13 protein-coding genes and 4 tRNA genes are annotated in these 16,084 nt (G+C 57.8%); all 17 read right to left on the reverse strand.

Features of this window, described 5'->3' with window-relative positions; genetic code table 11:
• Positions 1–44 precede the first annotated feature (44 nt).
• Positions 45–4,244: a DNA-directed RNA polymerase subunit beta' gene (gene rpoC, locus AC5PZ0_RS24365; RefSeq protein ID WP_027595470.1), complete on the reverse strand. Its 4,200-nt coding sequence runs from the start codon at positions 4,242–4,244 to the stop codon at positions 45–47.
• A 64-nt stretch (positions 4,245–4,308) separates the two neighbouring features.
• Positions 4,309–8,382 (reverse strand): DNA-directed RNA polymerase subunit beta, encoded by a 4,074-nt coding sequence (gene rpoB, locus AC5PZ0_RS24370; protein WP_027595469.1) that lies wholly within the window; start codon positions 8,380–8,382, stop codon positions 4,309–4,311.
• Entirely contained in the window at positions 8,382–8,552 is a 171-nt protein-coding gene (locus AC5PZ0_RS24375; RefSeq protein ID WP_155951450.1) for a hypothetical protein, read from the reverse strand. The genes rpoB and AC5PZ0_RS24375 overlap by 1 nt, the downstream gene beginning before the upstream one ends.
• 50 nt (positions 8,553–8,602) lie before the next feature.
• Positions 8,603–8,968 (reverse strand): 50S ribosomal protein L7/L12, encoded by a 366-nt coding sequence (gene rplL, locus AC5PZ0_RS24380; protein ID WP_007957596.1) that lies wholly within the window; start codon positions 8,966–8,968, stop codon positions 8,603–8,605.
• A 78-nt stretch (positions 8,969–9,046) separates the two neighbouring features.
• Positions 9,047–9,547, reverse strand: coding sequence for a 50S ribosomal protein L10 (rplJ, locus tag AC5PZ0_RS24385; protein WP_027595468.1), 501 nt, complete (start codon positions 9,545–9,547; stop codon positions 9,047–9,049).
• A 198-nt stretch (positions 9,548–9,745) separates the two neighbouring features.
• Positions 9,746–10,441, reverse strand: coding sequence for a 50S ribosomal protein L1 (rplA, locus tag AC5PZ0_RS24390; RefSeq protein WP_027595467.1), 696 nt, complete (start codon positions 10,439–10,441; stop codon positions 9,746–9,748).
• Positions 10,441–10,872 carry a 50S ribosomal protein L11 gene (gene rplK / locus AC5PZ0_RS24395; RefSeq protein ID WP_027595466.1) on the reverse strand — a complete coding sequence of 144 codons (432 nt, stop codon included), beginning with the start codon at positions 10,870–10,872 and terminating at the stop codon, positions 10,441–10,443. Before rplK ends, rplA begins: the two co-directional genes overlap by 1 nt.
• Before the next feature lie 119 nt (positions 10,873–10,991).
• Positions 10,992–11,525 carry a transcription termination/antitermination protein NusG gene (nusG, locus tag AC5PZ0_RS24400; protein ID WP_003255501.1) on the reverse strand — a complete coding sequence of 178 codons (534 nt, stop codon included), beginning with the start codon at positions 11,523–11,525 and terminating at the stop codon, positions 10,992–10,994.
• Positions 11,526–11,534: 9 nt separating this feature from the next.
• Positions 11,535–11,903: a preprotein translocase subunit SecE gene (secE, locus tag AC5PZ0_RS24405; protein WP_027595465.1), complete on the reverse strand. Its 369-nt coding sequence runs from the start codon at positions 11,901–11,903 to the stop codon at positions 11,535–11,537.
• Between the two features lie 44 nt (positions 11,904–11,947).
• Positions 11,948–12,023, reverse strand: a tRNA-Trp gene (locus AC5PZ0_RS24410).
• Between the two features lie 54 nt (positions 12,024–12,077).
• On the reverse strand, positions 12,078–13,271 hold the full coding sequence (tuf, locus tag AC5PZ0_RS24415) for an elongation factor Tu (protein WP_016484647.1): 1,194 nt from the start codon (positions 13,269–13,271) through the stop codon (positions 12,078–12,080).
• 87 nt (positions 13,272–13,358) lie between these two features.
• Positions 13,359–13,434: transfer RNA gene (locus AC5PZ0_RS24420), tRNA-Thr, on the reverse strand.
• A gap of 29 nt (positions 13,435–13,463) precedes the next feature.
• A tRNA-Gly gene (locus AC5PZ0_RS24425) sits at positions 13,464–13,537 on the reverse strand.
• Positions 13,538–13,561: 24 nt separating this feature from the next.
• Positions 13,562–13,645: transfer RNA gene (locus AC5PZ0_RS24430), tRNA-Tyr, on the reverse strand.
• A 152-nt stretch (positions 13,646–13,797) separates the two neighbouring features.
• Positions 13,798–14,223 carry a hypothetical protein gene (locus AC5PZ0_RS24435; RefSeq protein ID WP_027595484.1) on the reverse strand — a complete coding sequence of 142 codons (426 nt, stop codon included), beginning with the start codon at positions 14,221–14,223 and terminating at the stop codon, positions 13,798–13,800.
• A 7-nt stretch (positions 14,224–14,230) separates the two neighbouring features.
• Complete coding sequence (locus AC5PZ0_RS24440) at positions 14,231–14,980, reverse strand: pantothenate kinase (RefSeq protein WP_027595483.1); 750 nt, start codon at positions 14,978–14,980, stop codon at positions 14,231–14,233.
• Positions 14,970–15,929, reverse strand: coding sequence for a bifunctional biotin--[acetyl-CoA-carboxylase] ligase/biotin operon repressor BirA (birA, locus tag AC5PZ0_RS24445; RefSeq protein WP_493855888.1), 960 nt, complete (start codon positions 15,927–15,929; stop codon positions 14,970–14,972). The genes AC5PZ0_RS24440 and birA overlap by 11 nt, the downstream gene beginning before the upstream one ends.
• Positions 15,930–16,084 lie beyond the last annotated feature (155 nt).

Consider the following 16,084-nt stretch of genomic DNA (forward strand, 5'->3'; position numbering starts at 1 on the left):
GTCGACGATGGCCGTTCGGGGCTTGCCGGGGCCCTGCCCTGTACTTAGTTACCGCTGGAATTCAGCGCTTCGGTCAGTGCGGCTTCCACCTCACTGGCGCTCACACGCAGCGGTTTGTCGGCATCACGGCGGCGCTTGCGCTCGCTGTGGTAAGCCAGACCAGTACCGGCCGGGATCAGACGACCCACGACCACGTTCTCTTTCAGGCCGCGCAGGTAATCGCGCTTGCCGGTGACAGCCGCTTCGGTCAGTACGCGGGTGGTTTCCTGGAAGGAAGCCGCGGAGATGAACGATTCGGTCGACAGCGACGCCTTGGTGATACCCAGCAGCACACGCGAGAACTTCGAGATGAACTTGTCTTCGCTAGCGAGACGCTCGTTCTCGACCAGTACGTGAGTCAGTTCCATCTGGTCGCCCTTGATGAAGCTGGAATCACCCGACTCGGCGATCTCGACCTTACGCAGCATCTGACGCAGGATGGTCTCGATGTGCTTGTCGTTGATCTTAACGCCTTGCAGGCGGTAAACGTCCTGGATCTCGTTGACGATGTACTTGGCCAGCGCGCTCACACCCAGCAGACGCAGGATGTCGTGCGGATCGCTCGGGCCGTCGGAGATAACTTCGCCGCGGTTTACCTGTTCGCCTTCGAAGACGTTCAGGTGGCGCCACTTCGGAATCAGCTCTTCGTACGGATCGCTACCGTCGGTCGGCGTAATGACCAGACGGCGCTTGCCTTTGGTCTCTTTACCGAACGCGATGGTGCCGCTGACTTCAGCCAGAATCGAGGCTTCTTTCGGACGACGCGCTTCGAACAAGTCGGCAACGCGCGGCAGACCACCGGTGATGTCGCGGGTCTTCGACGTTTCTTGCGGGATACGCGCGATAACGTCACCAACACCGATCTGTGCACCGTCAGCCACACCAACAAGGGCGTTGGCCGGCAGGAAGTACTGAGCCGGTACGTCGGTACCTGGCAGGTACAGGTCCTTGCCGTTGGCATCGACCATCTTGATTGCCGGACGGATTTCCTTGCCTGCGGCAGGGCGATCCTTGACGTCCAGAACTTCGATGTTGGTCAAACCAGTCAGTTCGTCGGTCTGACGCTTGATGGTGATGTTTTCTTCCATGCCCACGAAGGTCACGGTACCTTTCAGCTCGGTAACGATCGGGTGGGTGTGCGGGTCCCACTTGGCGACGATGGCGCCAGCTTCGACCTTGTCACCTTCCTTGACCGAAATGACCGCACCGTAAGGCAGCTTGTAACGCTCACGCTCACGACCGAATTCATCGGCAATGGCCAGCTCGCCGGAACGCGATACGGCAACCAGGTTGCCATCGGCGCGCACGACCTGCTTCAGGTTGTGCAGACGAACCATACCGCCGTTCTTCACCTGGACGCTGTCGGCAGCCGAGGTCCGGCTTGCAGCACCACCGATGTGGAACGTACGCATGGTCAGCTGGGTACCCGGCTCACCGATCGACTGTGCAGCGATAACGCCGACAGCTTCACCGATGTTCACCTGGTGACCACGAGCCAGGTCACGACCGTAGCACTTGGCGCAGATACCGTAGCGGGTTTCGCAGTTGATCGGCGAACGCACGATAACTTCGTCGATGCTGTTCAGCTCGATGAACTCGACCCACTGCTCGTCAACCAGGGTACCGGCTGGGACGATGACGTCCTCGGTGCCTGGCTTGAACACGTCACGGGCAATGACACGGCCCAGTACGCGCTCACCCAGCGGCTCGACAACGTCACCGCCTTCGATGTGCGGAGTCATCAGCAGGCCGTGGTCGGTGCCACAGTCGATCTCGGTCACGACCAGATCTTGCGCCACGTCTACCAGACGACGCGTCAGGTAACCGGAGTTCGCAGTTTTCAGTGCAGTATCCGCCAGACCCTTACGAGCACCGTGAGTCGAGATGAAGTACTGGAGTACGCTCAGACCTTCACGGAAGTTCGCGGTGATCGGCGTCTCGATGATCGAGCCGTCCGGCTTGGCCATCAGACCACGCATACCGGCCAGCTGACGGATCTGTGCTGCGGAACCCCGCGCACCCGAGTCAGCCATCATGTACATCGAGTTGAAGGACTCTTGCTCGACTTCCTTGCCCTCGCGGTCGATGACCTTCTCTTTCGAGAGGTTGGCCATCATCGCCTTGGACACTTCGTCGTTCGCCTTCGACCACAAGTCGATGACCTTGTTGTACTTCTCGCCCTGGGTTACCAGGCCGGAGGCGTACTGGCTCTCGATTTCCTTCACTTCGTCGGTAGCAGTACCGATGATGCGGGCTTTTTCGTCCGGGATAACGAAGTCGTTAACACCGATCGAAACGCCGGAAATGGTCGAGTAGGCAAAACCGGTGTACATCAGCTGGTCAGCGAAGATGACGGTCTCTTTCAGACCAACCACGCGGTAGCACTGGTTGATCAGCTTGGAGATCGCTTTCTTCTTCATCGGCTGGTTGACCACGTCGTACGGCAGACCTGCCGGTACAACCTGGAACAACAGCGCACGGCCGACGGTGGTGTCGACGATGCGGGTGTTCTTGGTGACGGAGCCATCACGGTCATTCACGGTCTCGTTGATACGGACCTTGATTTTCGCGTGCAGGGCAGCTTCGCCGGCGCGGAATACGCGGTCGACTTCTTGCAGGTCTGCGAATACGCGACCTTCGCCCTTGGCGTTGATGGCTTCACGGGTCATGTAGTACAGACCCAGTACAACGTCCTGCGACGGAACGATGATTGGCTCACCGTTGGCTGGCGACAGAATGTTGTTGGTCGACATCATCAGCGCGCGCGCTTCGAGCTGGGCTTCCAGCGTCAGCGGCACGTGAACGGCCATCTGGTCACCGTCGAAGTCGGCGTTGTACGCCGCACAGACCAACGGGTGCAGCTGGATCGCCTTACCTTCGATGAGCACAGGCTCGAACGCCTGGATACCCAGACGGTGAAGGGTCGGTGCACGGTTGAGCAGTACGGGGTGTTCGCGGATGACCTCGGCGAGAACGTCCCACACCTCTGGCAGCTCGCGCTCGACCATCTTCTTGGCAGCCTTGATGGTGGTCGCCAGACCACGCATTTCCAGCTTGCCGAAAATGAACGGCTTGAACAGCTCGAGGGCCATTTTCTTCGGCAGACCGCACTGGTGCAGACGCAGGGTCGGGCCTACGGTAATTACCGAACGACCGGAGTAGTCCACGCGCTTACCGAGCAAGTTCTGACGGAAACGACCTTGCTTACCTTTGATCATGTCAGCCAGGGACTTCAGCGGACGCTTGTTCGAGCCAGTGATGGCGCGACCGCGACGGCCGTTGTCCAGCAGGGCGTCGACCGCTTCCTGCAGCATGCGCTTTTCGTTGCGCACGATGATGTCCGGCGCCGACAGATCGAGCAGGCGCTTCAGACGGTTGTTACGGTTGATCACCCGACGATACAGATCGTTCAGGTCGGAGGTCGCGAAGCGGCCACCATCCAGCGGTACCAGCGGACGCAGGTCCGGCGGCAGTACTGGCAGGACGGTCAGGACCATCCACTCAGGCAGGTTGCCCGAGCCCTGGAAAGCTTCCATCAGCTTCAGGCGCTTGGACAGCTTCTTGATCTTGGTTTCCGAGTTGGTCTGCGGAATTTCTTCGCGCAGGCGACCGATCTCGTGCTCCAGGTCGATAGCGTGCAGCAGCTCGCGGACAGCCTCGGCACCCATGCGGGCGTCGAAGTCGTCACCGAACTCTTCCAGCGCTTCGAAGTACTGCTCGTCGTTCAGCAGCTGGCCTTTTTCAAGGGTGGTCATGCCTGGGTCGATAACGACATAGCTCTCGAAGTAGAGAACGCGCTCGATATCACGCAGGGTCATGTCCATCAGCAGGCCGATACGGGACGGCAGCGACTTCAGGAACCAGATGTGGGCAACCGGCGAGGCCAGTTCGATGTGCGCCATGCGCTCACGACGAACCTTGGCCAGGGCAACTTCAACGCCGCACTTCTCGCAGATCACACCGCGGTGCTTGAGGCGCTTGTACTTGCCGCACAGGCACTCGTAGTCCTTGACTGGGCCAAAGATCTTGGCGCAGAACAGGCCGTCACGTTCAGGTTTGAACGTACGGTAGTTGATGGTTTCCGGCTTCTTAACTTCACCGAACGACCACGAACGGATCATTTCAGGCGACGCCAGACCGATGCGGATGGCGTCGAACTCTTCGACTTGACCCTGGTTTTTCAGCAAATTCAGTAGGTCTTTCAAGGCCTTTCCTCCTGGCGGAGCAGGAAGCGGGCATTACCTGCCCCGCTCCCCTTCGCGTCACGTGTTATTCGGTTTCCAGATCGATATCGATACCGAGCGAACGGATCTCTTTGATCAACACGTTGAAGGACTCGGGCATGCCCGGCTCCATACGGTGATCGCCATCCACGATGTTCTTGTACATCTTGGTACGGCCGTTCACGTCGTCCGACTTCACTGTGAGCATTTCTTGCAGGGTGTATGCCGCGCCGTATGCTTCCAGCGCCCACACTTCCATTTCCCCGAAACGCTGACCACCGAACTGCGCCTTACCACCCAGCGGCTGCTGGGTAACCAGGCTATAGGAACCAGTGGAACGCGCGTGCATCTTGTCGTCCACCAAGTGGTTCAGCTTGAGCATGTACATGTAACCAACGGTCACAGGACGCTCGAACTTGTTGCCGGTACGGCCATCGAACAGCACCATCTGGCCGCTTTCTGGCATGTCTGCCAGTTTCAGCATGGCCTTGATCTCGCTTTCCTTGGCACCGTCGAAGACTGGGGTAGCCATAGGCACGCCCTTCTTCAGGTTGTTTGCCAGGGCAAGGATCTCTGCGTCGGTGAACTCTTCCAGGCTTTCCTGACGACCGCCGATCTCGTTGTAGATCTCGGTCAGGAACACGCGCAGCTCAGCGGCTTTGCGCTGCTCTTCGAGCATCCGGTCGATCTTCTCGCCCAGGCCTTTGGCCGCGAGGCCCAGGTGGGTTTCAAGGATCTGACCGACGTTCATACGCGAAGGTACGCCCAGTGGGTTCAGTACGACGTCGACCGGAGTACCGTTGGCGTCGTGCGGCATGTCTTCGACCGGCATGATCACCGAGACCACACCTTTGTTACCGTGACGGCCTGCCATCTTGTCGCCCGGCTGGATGCGGCGGCGGATAGCCAGGTAGACCTTGACGATCTTCAGTACGCCCGGTGCCAGGTCGTCGCCTTGCTGCAGCTTGCGCTTCTTGTCTTCGAACTTGTCGTCCAGCAGACGACGGCGATCGACGATGTAAGCCTGAGCCTTTTCCAGCTGTTCGTTCAGCGCGTCTTCGGCCATGCGCAGTTTGAACCACTGGCCGTGCTCCAGACCGTCCAGTACTTCGTCAGTGATCACGGTGCCTTTCTTCAGGCCCGCACCACCGTCGACCACTTGGCCGTTCAGGGCGGAACGCAGACGCTCGAAGGTTGCACCTTCGACGATGCGGAACTCTTCGTTGAGGTCCTTGCGGATCTCGTCCAACTGCATCTTCTCGATGGCCAGGGCGCGGCTGTCGCGCTCAACGCCGTCACGGGTGAAGACCTGGACGTCGATGACAGTACCCTTGGTGCCGGTTGGCACACGCAGGGAGGTGTCTTTAACGTCGCTGGCCTTCTCACCGAAGATGGCACGCAGCAGCTTCTCTTCCGGCGTCAGTTGGGTCTCGCCTTTCGGAGTGACCTTACCAACCAGAATGTCGCCAGCGCCGACTTCGGCACCTACGTAAACGATACCGGCTTCGTCCAGCTTGTTCAGCGCAGCTTCACCCACGTTCGGGATGTCTGCGGTGATTTCCTCTGGGCCAAGCTTGGTGTCACGCGCCACACAGGTCAGTTCCTGAATGTGGATCGTGGTGAAGCGATCTTCCTGAACCACACGCTCGGACAGGCAGATGGAGTCTTCGAAGTTGAAGCCGTTCCACGCCATGAACGCGATGCGCATGTTCTGACCCAGTGCCAGTTCACCCATATCGGTGGACGGGCCGTCGGCCATGATGTCGTGACGCTTGACCACATCACCCTTGCTGACCAGCGGACGCTGGTTGATGCAAGTGTTCTGGTTCGAACGGGTGTATTTGGTCAGGTTGTAGATATCTACACCTGCTTCACCGGTTTCGACTTCGTCATCGGCAACACGCACGACGATACGGCTGGCATCGACCGAGTCGATCACGCCGCCACGACGGGCCACGACGCAGACGCCGGAGTCACGGGCAACGTTGCGCTCCATGCCGGTACCTACCAGCGGCTTGTCAGCGCGCAGGGTCGGTACAGCCTGACGCTGCATGTTCGAACCCATGAGTGCACGGTTGGCGTCGTCGTGCTCGAGGAACGGAATCAGCGACGCTGCGACCGAAACAACCTGCTTCGGCGAAACGTCCATCAAGGTGACGTCTTCTGGCGCCTTGACGGTGAATTCGTTCAGGTGACGAACCGCTACCAGCTCATCGATCAGCTGCTTCTTCTCGTTCATCGCTGCCGAAGCCTGGGCGATGACGTGATCCGCTTCTTCAATGGCCGACAGGAACACGATGTCGTCGCTGACCACGCCTTCCTTCACCACGCGATACGGGCTTTCGAGGAAGCCGTACTGGTTGGTGCGGGCATAGGCTGCCAGGGAGTTGATCAGACCGATGTTCGGACCTTCAGGGGTCTCGATCGGGCACACACGGCCGTAGTGGGTCGGGTGTACGTCACGGACTTCGAAGCCAGCACGCTCACGGGTCAGACCGCCAGGGCCGAGTGCAGAAACGCGGCGCTTGTGGGTGATCTCGGAAAGCGGGTTGTTCTGGTCCATGAACTGCGACAGCTGGCTGGAACCGAAGAACTCTTTCACCGCCGCCGCTACCGGCTTGGCGTTGATCAGGTCTTGCGGCATCAGGCCTTCGCTTTCGGCCATCGACAGACGCTCCTTGACCGCACGCTCAACGCGCACCAGGCCAACACGGAACTGGTTCTCGGCCATCTCGCCGACGCAACGTACGCGACGGTTACCCAGGTGGTCGATGTCGTCGACGATGCCTTTGCCGTTACGGATGTCGACCAGGGTCTTGAGGACCTCGACGATGTCTTCCTTGCTCAGCACGCCCGAACCTTCGATCTCGGTACGACCGATACGACGGTTGAACTTCATGCGGCCTACGGCGGACAGGTCGTAACGCTCGGCGCTGAAGAACAGGTTGTTGAACAGGGTCTCGGCAGCATCCTTGGTTGGCGGCTCGCCTGGACGCATCATGCGATAGATTTCGACCAGGGCTTCCAGCTGGTTGCTGGTGGTGTCGATCTTCAGGGTGTCCGAGATGAACGGACCGCAATCGATGTCGTTGGTGTACAGGGTCTCGATACGGACGACCTGTGCCTTGGCGACCTTGATCAGCAGCTCGGTGGTCAGCTCGGTGTTGCACTCGGCCAGGATCTCGCCGGTAGCCGGATGCACGATAGCCTTGGCGGTGGTGCGGCCCAGGACGTATTCCATAGGAACGTCGAGCTGCTTGACGCCGGCTTTCTCGAGCTGGTTGATGTGGCGCGCAGTGATGCGGCGACCCTGCTCGACAATGACCTTGCCGGTTTCGTCATGGATGTCCATGACCGCAACTTCACCACGCAGACGCTGAGGTACCAGTTCCAGGCTGAGTTTTTCGCCGGAAACGTGGAACACGTTGGTGGTGTAGAAGGTGTTCAGAACCTCTTCGGTGCTGTAACCCAGTGCGCGCAGCAGTACCGAGGCCGGCAGTTTGCGGCGACGGTCGATACGCACGAACACGCAGTCCTTCGGGTCGAACTCGAAGTCCAGCCAGGAGCCGCGGTAAGGGATGATGCGAGCGGAGTACAGCAGCTTGCCGGAGCTGTGCGTCTTGCCACGGTCGTGGTCGAAGAACACACCAGGCGAACGGTGCAGCTGGGAAACGATCACACGCTCGGTACCGTTGATTACGAAGGTACCGTTCTCAGTCATCAGGGGGATTTCACCCATGTAGACTTCTTGCTCTTTGATGTCCTTGATCGCTTTGTTCGACGATTCCTTGTCGAAGATGATCAGGCGCACCTTGACCCGCAGTGGGACCGCGAAGGTCACGCCACGCAGGACACATTCCTTCACATCGAAGGCGGGTTCGCCCAGGCGATAGCCTACGTACTCCAGGGCAGCATTGCCGGAGTAGCTGATGATCGGGAATACCGATTTGAAGGCCGCGTGCAGGCCGACGTCGCGGAACTGATCCTTGGATGCTCCCGCTTGCAGGAATTCGCGATACGAATCCAGCTGGATGGCCAGGAGGTAAGGCACATCCATGACGTCCGGCAACTTGCTAAAGTCCTTGCGGATACGTTTTTTCTCAGTGTATGAGTAAGCCATCAGCGTTCCCCAGCTTGGTCACCTGCTTGTTTGGCTTCTCCCGGCGGGAGCAGCCAGAAAATCGTGCAAACCCCTTGGTTTGCGCCACCCACATGGGTGTCTTGCAGCTCGTTATCGGGGCCGATCTGATCGGCCACCAATAACGGAAAAAGGCCGGTGGCATAAGCCACCAGCCATCAGCCTTGTGCTCAACGCTCAGGCTGGCATCGCAAAGTCGAAATTACTTCAGCTCGACTTTAGCGCCTGCTTCTTCCAGCTTCTTCTTAGCGTCTTCAGCGGCTTCTTTCGAAACGCCTTCAGCTACGACCTGAGGAGCGCCGTCGACTTTCTCTTTGGCTTCTTTCAGGCCCAGACCGGTCAGTTCACGAACGGCCTTGATCACGTTTACTTTCTTCTCGCCGGCTTCAACCAGAACAACGTTGAACTCGGTTTGCTCTTCAACAACGGCAGCAGCAGCAGCTGGGCCAGCAGCGGCAACAGCAGCGGTAACGCCGAAGGTTTCTTCCATAGCTTTGATCAGCTCAACAACTTCCAGAACGGTTTTCTGGCCGATTGCTTCGATGATTTGCTCGTTAGTCAGGGACATGACTTAAATCCTGTATTGGGGTGACAGCCTTCGCAGCCATCAAATTAAACAAATGATTTTGAAAGAGGTTACGCCGCCTTAGGCAGCAGCAGCTTCTTTCTGGTCGCGAACGGCCGCCAGAGTACGAGCCAGCTTGCTGGTGGCGCCTTGAATCACGCTCATCAGACGTGCGATAGCTTCGTCACGGGTCGGCAAGGTAGCCAGTACATCGATCTGGTTGGCGGCAATGAATTTGCCGTCAAACGCAGCTGCCTTGATCTCGAACTTGTCCTGACCCTTGGCGAACTCTTTGAACAGACGAGCAGCAGCGCCCGGGTGTTCGTTGGAGAAAGCGATCAGGGTCGGGCCAGTGAAGGCGTCGTTGAGGACACTGAATTCAGTATCGGCAACAGCGCGCTTGAGCAGGGTGTTACGTACGACACGTACGTAAACGCCAGCTTCACGAGCCTCTTTACGGAGTCCGGTCATTGCGCCTACAGTCACACCACGGGCATCAGCCACGACAGCGGACAGAGCGACTTTGGCAGCCTCGTTGACTTCAGCGACGATGGCCTTCTTGTCTTCGAGTTTAATTGCCACGGGTTTACTCCTGGTTTCTACCGTTTCATCTGGCCGAAGCCGGATGTCGTTTTGGTGTCTGATTCGATAACGAATCGGGAGCACCATCTGCGTAGGCTTATGGTTTAAGGCTTGCGCCGCCTACGGTCTTGGATAGCCCCCGCCAGGCAGGGACCCCAATTTTTTGCTGGCGGCGCGACACGTCGCACCGCCATGGCCTTACGCGTTCAGCGAACCCTGGTCGATGACCAGGCCTGGGCCCATAGTGGTGCTCAGGGTAACGCGCTTGACGTAGATACCTTTCGAAGAAGCTGGCTTGATACGCTTCAGATCAGCGATCAGGGCTTCAACGTTTTCCTTCAGCTTGCCAGCTTCGAAGCCGACTTTGCCAACGGAGGTGTGAATGATACCGTTCTTGTCGGTACGGTAGCGAACCTGACCAGCCTTGGCGTTTTTGACAGCGCCGGCTACGTCTGGAGTCACAGTACCCACTTTCGGGTTAGGCATCAGGCCGCGAGGACCCAGAACCTGACCCAGCTGACCAACAACGCGCATGGCATCAGGCGATGCGATGACGACGTCATAGTTCAGGTCGCCGGCTTTCATTTCTGCAGCCAGATCGTCCATACCTACACGGTCAGCGCCGGCAGCCAGAGCGGCCTCAGCAGCTGGACCCTGGGTGAAGACGGCAACGCGTACGGTCTTGCCAGTGCCGTGTGGCAGCACAGTAGCGCTACGAACGACCTGGTCGGATTTACGCGGGTCAACGCCGAGGTTGACGGCAACGTCGAAGGATTCGCTGAACTTCACGGTGGACAGTTCGGCCAGCAGCACTGCTGCTTCTTCGAAGTTGTAAACTTTGCCAGCTTCGATTTTCGAAGCAATGGCCTTTTGGCGCTTGGTCAGCTTAGCCATTACACACCCTCCACGTTCAGGCCCATGCTGCGGGCAGAGCCAGCGATGGTGCGTACAGCAGCGTCCAGGTCAGCAGCGGTCAGATCAGCCTGTTTAGTCTTGGCGATCTCTTCGAGCTGAGCACGGGTCACGGTACCGACTTTAACGGTGTTCGGACGAGCCGAACCACTGGTCAGGCCAGCAGCTTTCTTCAGCAGAACCGAGGCAGGGGTGCTCTTGGTCTCGAAAGTGAAGCTACGGTCGCTGTAAACAGTGATGATCACAGGAGTCGGCAGGCCGGCTTCTTGACCCTGAGTACGGGCGTTGAAGGCCTTGCAGAATTCCATGATGTTCACACCGTGTTGGCCCAGTGCTGGACCAACGGGTGGGCTTGGGTTGGCCTGGCCGGCCTTAACTTGCAGCTTGATGTAAGCCTGAATCTTCTTAGCCATGAGCTACTCCAAAATCGGGTACAAACGCCAGATGGCTCCCCGGATGACTTGCGTTTTATCCCAGTGACGACAAAACCCCGCAGCACACAGGGCTGCGGGGTATGGGATGCTTCGTTCGCCTAGACCTTCTCGACCTGGCTGAACTCGAGCTCCACCGGAGTAGAGCGACCGAAAATGAGCACCGCCACCTGGAGGCGACTCTTTTCGTAGTTAACCTCTTCGACACTGCCATTGAAGTCAGCAAACGGACCGTCAATGACACGAACCACTTCACCTGGCTCGAACAGCGTCTTCGGCTTCGGCTTGTCGCTGCCGTCGGCAACGCGACGCAGGATAGCCTCAGCTTCTTTATCAGTGATTGGCGCAGGCTTGTCTGCGGTACCACCAATAAAGCCCATCACACGAGGGGTATCCTTGACCAAGTGCCAAGTCCCTTCGTTCATCTCCATCTGGACCAGAACATAGCCAGGGAAGAATTTGCGCTCACTTTTGCGCTTTTGGCCGTTACGCATTTCAACGACTTCTTCGGTCGGAACCAGAATTTCGCCGAAACCGTCTTCCATGCCAGCCAGCTTGACGCGCTCGATCAGCGAGCGCATCACATGCTTCTCGTAACCCGAGTAAGCATGCACTACGTACCAACGCTTAGCCACGGGACACCCTTAGCCAACAATCAAGGAGACCGCCCAGCCGAGCAGGGAATCAAGACCCCACAACAGCAGCGCCATAACCAGAACTACAGCCACGACAATCAGCGTGGTCTGAGTGGTTTCTTGGCGGGTCGGCCACACGACTTTACGGATCTCGGTACGAGCTTCCTTCGCCAGCGCAAAGAACGACTTACCCTTCGCAGTCTGCAAGGCAACAAAGCCAGCAGCCGCAGCCAGGGCGAGCAGTGCGAGTACGCGATACAGGATTGGGGAGGCGGAGTAATACTGATTACCCACGACGCCAACAACCACCAAAGCAACTACAGCCAGCCACTTGAACAGATCAAAACGCGATTCTTGGGCTTCAGTTTTGGGAGTCATCGGGGAGGATCCTGTGAGAAGAAAGCCAATCACACCGAGGTGAATGGCAGGTCAGGAGGGAATCGAACCCCCAACCTACGGTTTTGGAGACCGTCGCTCTGCCAATTGAGCTACTGACCTGTAACGCTGTATCAGGCCGGCCATTATACCGGCCTGATCAAGTAAATCAACTACTTATTCAATAATTTTTGCTACGACGCCGGCGCCGACGGTACGACCGCCTTCACGGATAGCGAAGCGCAGACCGTCTTCCATTGCGATGGTCTTGATCAGAGTGACAGTCATCTGAATGTTGTCACCTGGCATTACCATTTCAACGCCTTCCGGCAGTTCGCAGTTACCGGTCACGTCAGTGGTACGGAAGTAGAACTGAGGACGGTAGCCTTTGAAGAACGGAGTGTGACGGCCGCCTTCTTCCTTCGACAGGACGTAGACTTCTGCGGTGAACTTGGTGTGCGGCTTGACCGAACCTGGCTTGACCAGAACCTGGCCACGCTCAACGTCGTCACGCTTGGTACCACGCAGCAGAACGCCGCAGTTCTCGCCAGCACGACCTTCGTCCAGCAGCTTGCGGAACATCTCAACACCGGTGCAGGTGGTGGTGGTGGTGTCACGCAGACCAACGATTTCCAGCGGATCTTGAACGCGGACGATACCACGCTCGATACGGCCGGTAACAACGGTACCACGACCCGAGATCGAGAATACGTCTTCGATTGGCATCAGGAACGGCTTGTCGATAGCACGCTCTGGCTCTGGGATGTAGCTGTCCAGAGTTTCAACCAGCTTCTTGACAGCGCTGGTGCCCATTTCGTTGTCGTCTTTGCCTTCCAGCGCCATACGAGCCGAACCGATGATGATCGGGGTGTCGTCGCCTGGGAAGTCGTAGGTGGACAGCAGGTCGCGAACTTCCATCTCGACCAGTTCCAGCAGCTCAGCGTCGTCTACCAGGTCAGCCTTGTTCAGGAAGACCACGATGTACGGAACGCCAACCTGACGGGACAGCAGGATGTGCTCACGGGTTTGTGGCATCGGACCATCGGCGGCCGAGCAAACCAGGATCGCGCCGTCCATCTGGGCAGCACCGGTGATCATGTTCTTCACGTAGTCAGCGTGACCTGGGCAGTCGACGTGAGCGTAGTGACGAATGTTCGAGTTGTACTCGACGTGAGCGGTGTTGATGGTGATACCGCGCGCTTTTTCTTCCGGAGCCGAGTCGATCTTGTCGAACTCAACGACTGCCGAACCGAAAACCTCGGAGCAGACGCGAGTCAGAGCTGCGGTCAGAGTGGTTTTACCATGGTCAACGTGGCCGATAGTGCCAACGTTTACGTGTGGTAGGGAACGATCAAACTTTTCCTTAGCCATCGATACAATCCTCCGCAGAAGAAATAGTCTTACGCTGATAAAGCTGATAAAACAAAGGCAGATATTTTCATATCTGCCTTGTTTATATGGAGCTCTTGAGCGGACTTGAACCGCTGACCTCACCCTTACCAAGGGTGTGCTCTACCAACTGAGCTACAAGAGCGAAACACTTTGCGCAAAATCCAGCAAACTTGGAGCGGGTAGCGGGAATCGAACCCGCATCATCAGCTTGGAAGGCTGAGGTTCTACCACTAAACTATACCCGCGGAGCTTGCGGCTCTCGCTAAAACTGGTGGAGGGAGAAGGATTCGAACCTTCGAAGCTCTCGCAACGGATTTACAGTCCGTCCCCTTTGACCGCTCGGGAATCCCTCCAGATGTGGCCGGCATTCTATTTGTCTGCCGTCCTAGTGTCAAGCGTTTTTTCAAATTTTTTCAATCAAATCTGAAACTTAGCTGCTTTGACACCGCTTCCAGCTCTACCACCTCAGTGGTGTTCCCTGTGAAGCGGGCGCCATTCTATCAAGCTATTCGCCAGTTGCAATACCCTGGCAGAAAATAATTTTATGTTTTAAGTCTTTGAAATCGTTGGAAAGAGCGACGAGTACTGTTTGGTCCAGCAAACGCTCGCTTTCTGGGGAAATCTTGAGCCAGAGACCATCAGCGCCCGGTAACTGACCCGACACCGGCAAAGCATTGATATCCAGGCTCAGCAGCCGCTGGCGCAGTGCATCGAGCTGCTCTTTTGCCGCCAGGCCACCTACTACCAGGCATTCATCACGACGACGGGCCGGCGCGGACACACCGGTTTCACGCAACAGGCGAATTTCTTGCTGACTACCTTTGTACAACGACAGCGGGGCGACATCCTTGGCCTTGAGCGGGGCTTCCTGTTGGTGCCAGACGTAATAGAAGACGTTGAGCACCAGCAACAGCAGAAACAACCAACGCATAAGCACCTCAGTCCAGTGGGCAGGCCATTGCCAGGCCAACGAATACCAGGTCAGGGACTACGCGCGCCGTCGGTGCTGCTTCACGCACCAACGGCGCATCCCCACCGGTAAGGAACACCGTAAAATTCTCCCCCCAGAGCGCCCGCGCCTGCTCAAGCTGAGTATGGGCAAAGCCCTGCAACATCAACACACAGCCACGCTCCACAGCCTCGACCGTCGAGCGGCCAGGGGCAAGGCTTGTCAGTGCGCGTACTGCCGAAGCATCGTCATAGCGGATACGCCGTGTGTGCGTACGCAGCTGGCTGCGCATCAGCGGCATGCCCGGGCAGATGTAACCGCCCAGGTGCTCGCCATCGGCGGCAATGAAATCGGATTTGGCGGCGGTGCCAAGATCAATCACCAGACAAGCCCCCTTGGCCAGGTGGAATGCACCCAATGCTGCAAGCCAACGATCCATGCCCAGGCGCTGGTAGTCTTCATAACCATTGCGCACCCCTGCCATTTGCTGAGCAGGTTCGGCAACGCGCGCCACCACCGAGAACGCCTGGCGGATCAGCGCGCAGAGCGCCGCGGTTTCTTCTTCGCTGCGCACGCTGACGATACGGCAGCCAGACAAACGCAACGACGCCAACGCACTGACCTCGGCCACCAATGCCTGGTCGGAATCGACAATACCGCCGCCCACGATCGTAGCGTCGGCGGCGTGAATGACTCGCCATTTAATGAAGCTGTTACCGCAATCGAGCTCAAGAATCATCACGCAACCTCAAACTGAGCTCACCACCACTGAAGCTCTTTTCTACACCTTCGACTTCAAGGCGCAAACCGCCCTGCCCGTCCACCCCCAGCACCACCCCATCAATGCGGGTACTGCCAGCAACAAGCGATACGTTACGCCCCTGCCATAGATGCGCCTGCTCCCATTCTTCCTGGAATGCAGCAAACCCATAGCGGCGGTGACGCGCCAATTCATGCTGCAACTGCTGACTGAGCTTTGCCACCAGACGGTTTCGATCAATAGCGGTGCCAACCTCTCGCCGCATTGAGGTCCACTCCTGGTCGACTTGGTCGTTGGCTTGCATGTTCACATTGATACCTATTCCAAGCACAACGTGACACACGTCTGCAGGATCACCCACTAACTCAAGCAAGATACCGGTGATCTTCTGCCCACGAACAAGCACATCATTGGGCCATTTCAGCCCCACTTCCTTTACTCCAAAGCCCTGCAGGGTCCGCATCACTGCCAACCCCACCACCAGGCTCAGCCCTTCGAGCTGACGCATGCCACCTTCGACACGCAGGACGAGACTGTAATAGAGGTTCTCTGCGAAAGGGCTGACCCATTGGCGACCGCGGCGGCCACGCCCAGCGCTTTGGCGCTCGGCAAGGACCAGGAATGGCGCCGGCTGCCCTTCGCTTGCAAGCCGAAGCCCTTCAGCATTGGTTGAATCGATGGTTTCGTGGATGAAAACAGGCCACTGCTCACCCTCGGCGAATTCATTGATCGCTTGTGATTCGAGCAGGGCGAGAGGTGCCGCCAGCTGGTAGCCACGCCCACGAACCTTGTGAATGGTGAGGTTCAGCTCACTCTCCAGGTGCTGCAGCTGCTTCCAAACGGCGCTGCGACTCACCCCGAGGGCTGCCCCCAAGGCTTCTCCGGAATGGAACCGGCCATCCTTGAGGAGATTCAACAACTTCAGCATGCCAGTCTCGACTTGGAATAAGGCTGGCATGATAGCTATGGGTAGTGGGCTTGCATAGGAAAAGGGCTGCCCGGAAAGACCGCAGGAAGGACTATTTTCGGCCCCGAAAAGACAAAACCCCTACCTGCTCGCGCAGATAGGGGTTTTGCGAAATA

Source organism: Pseudomonas sp. 5.2, from assembly GCF_059025405.1.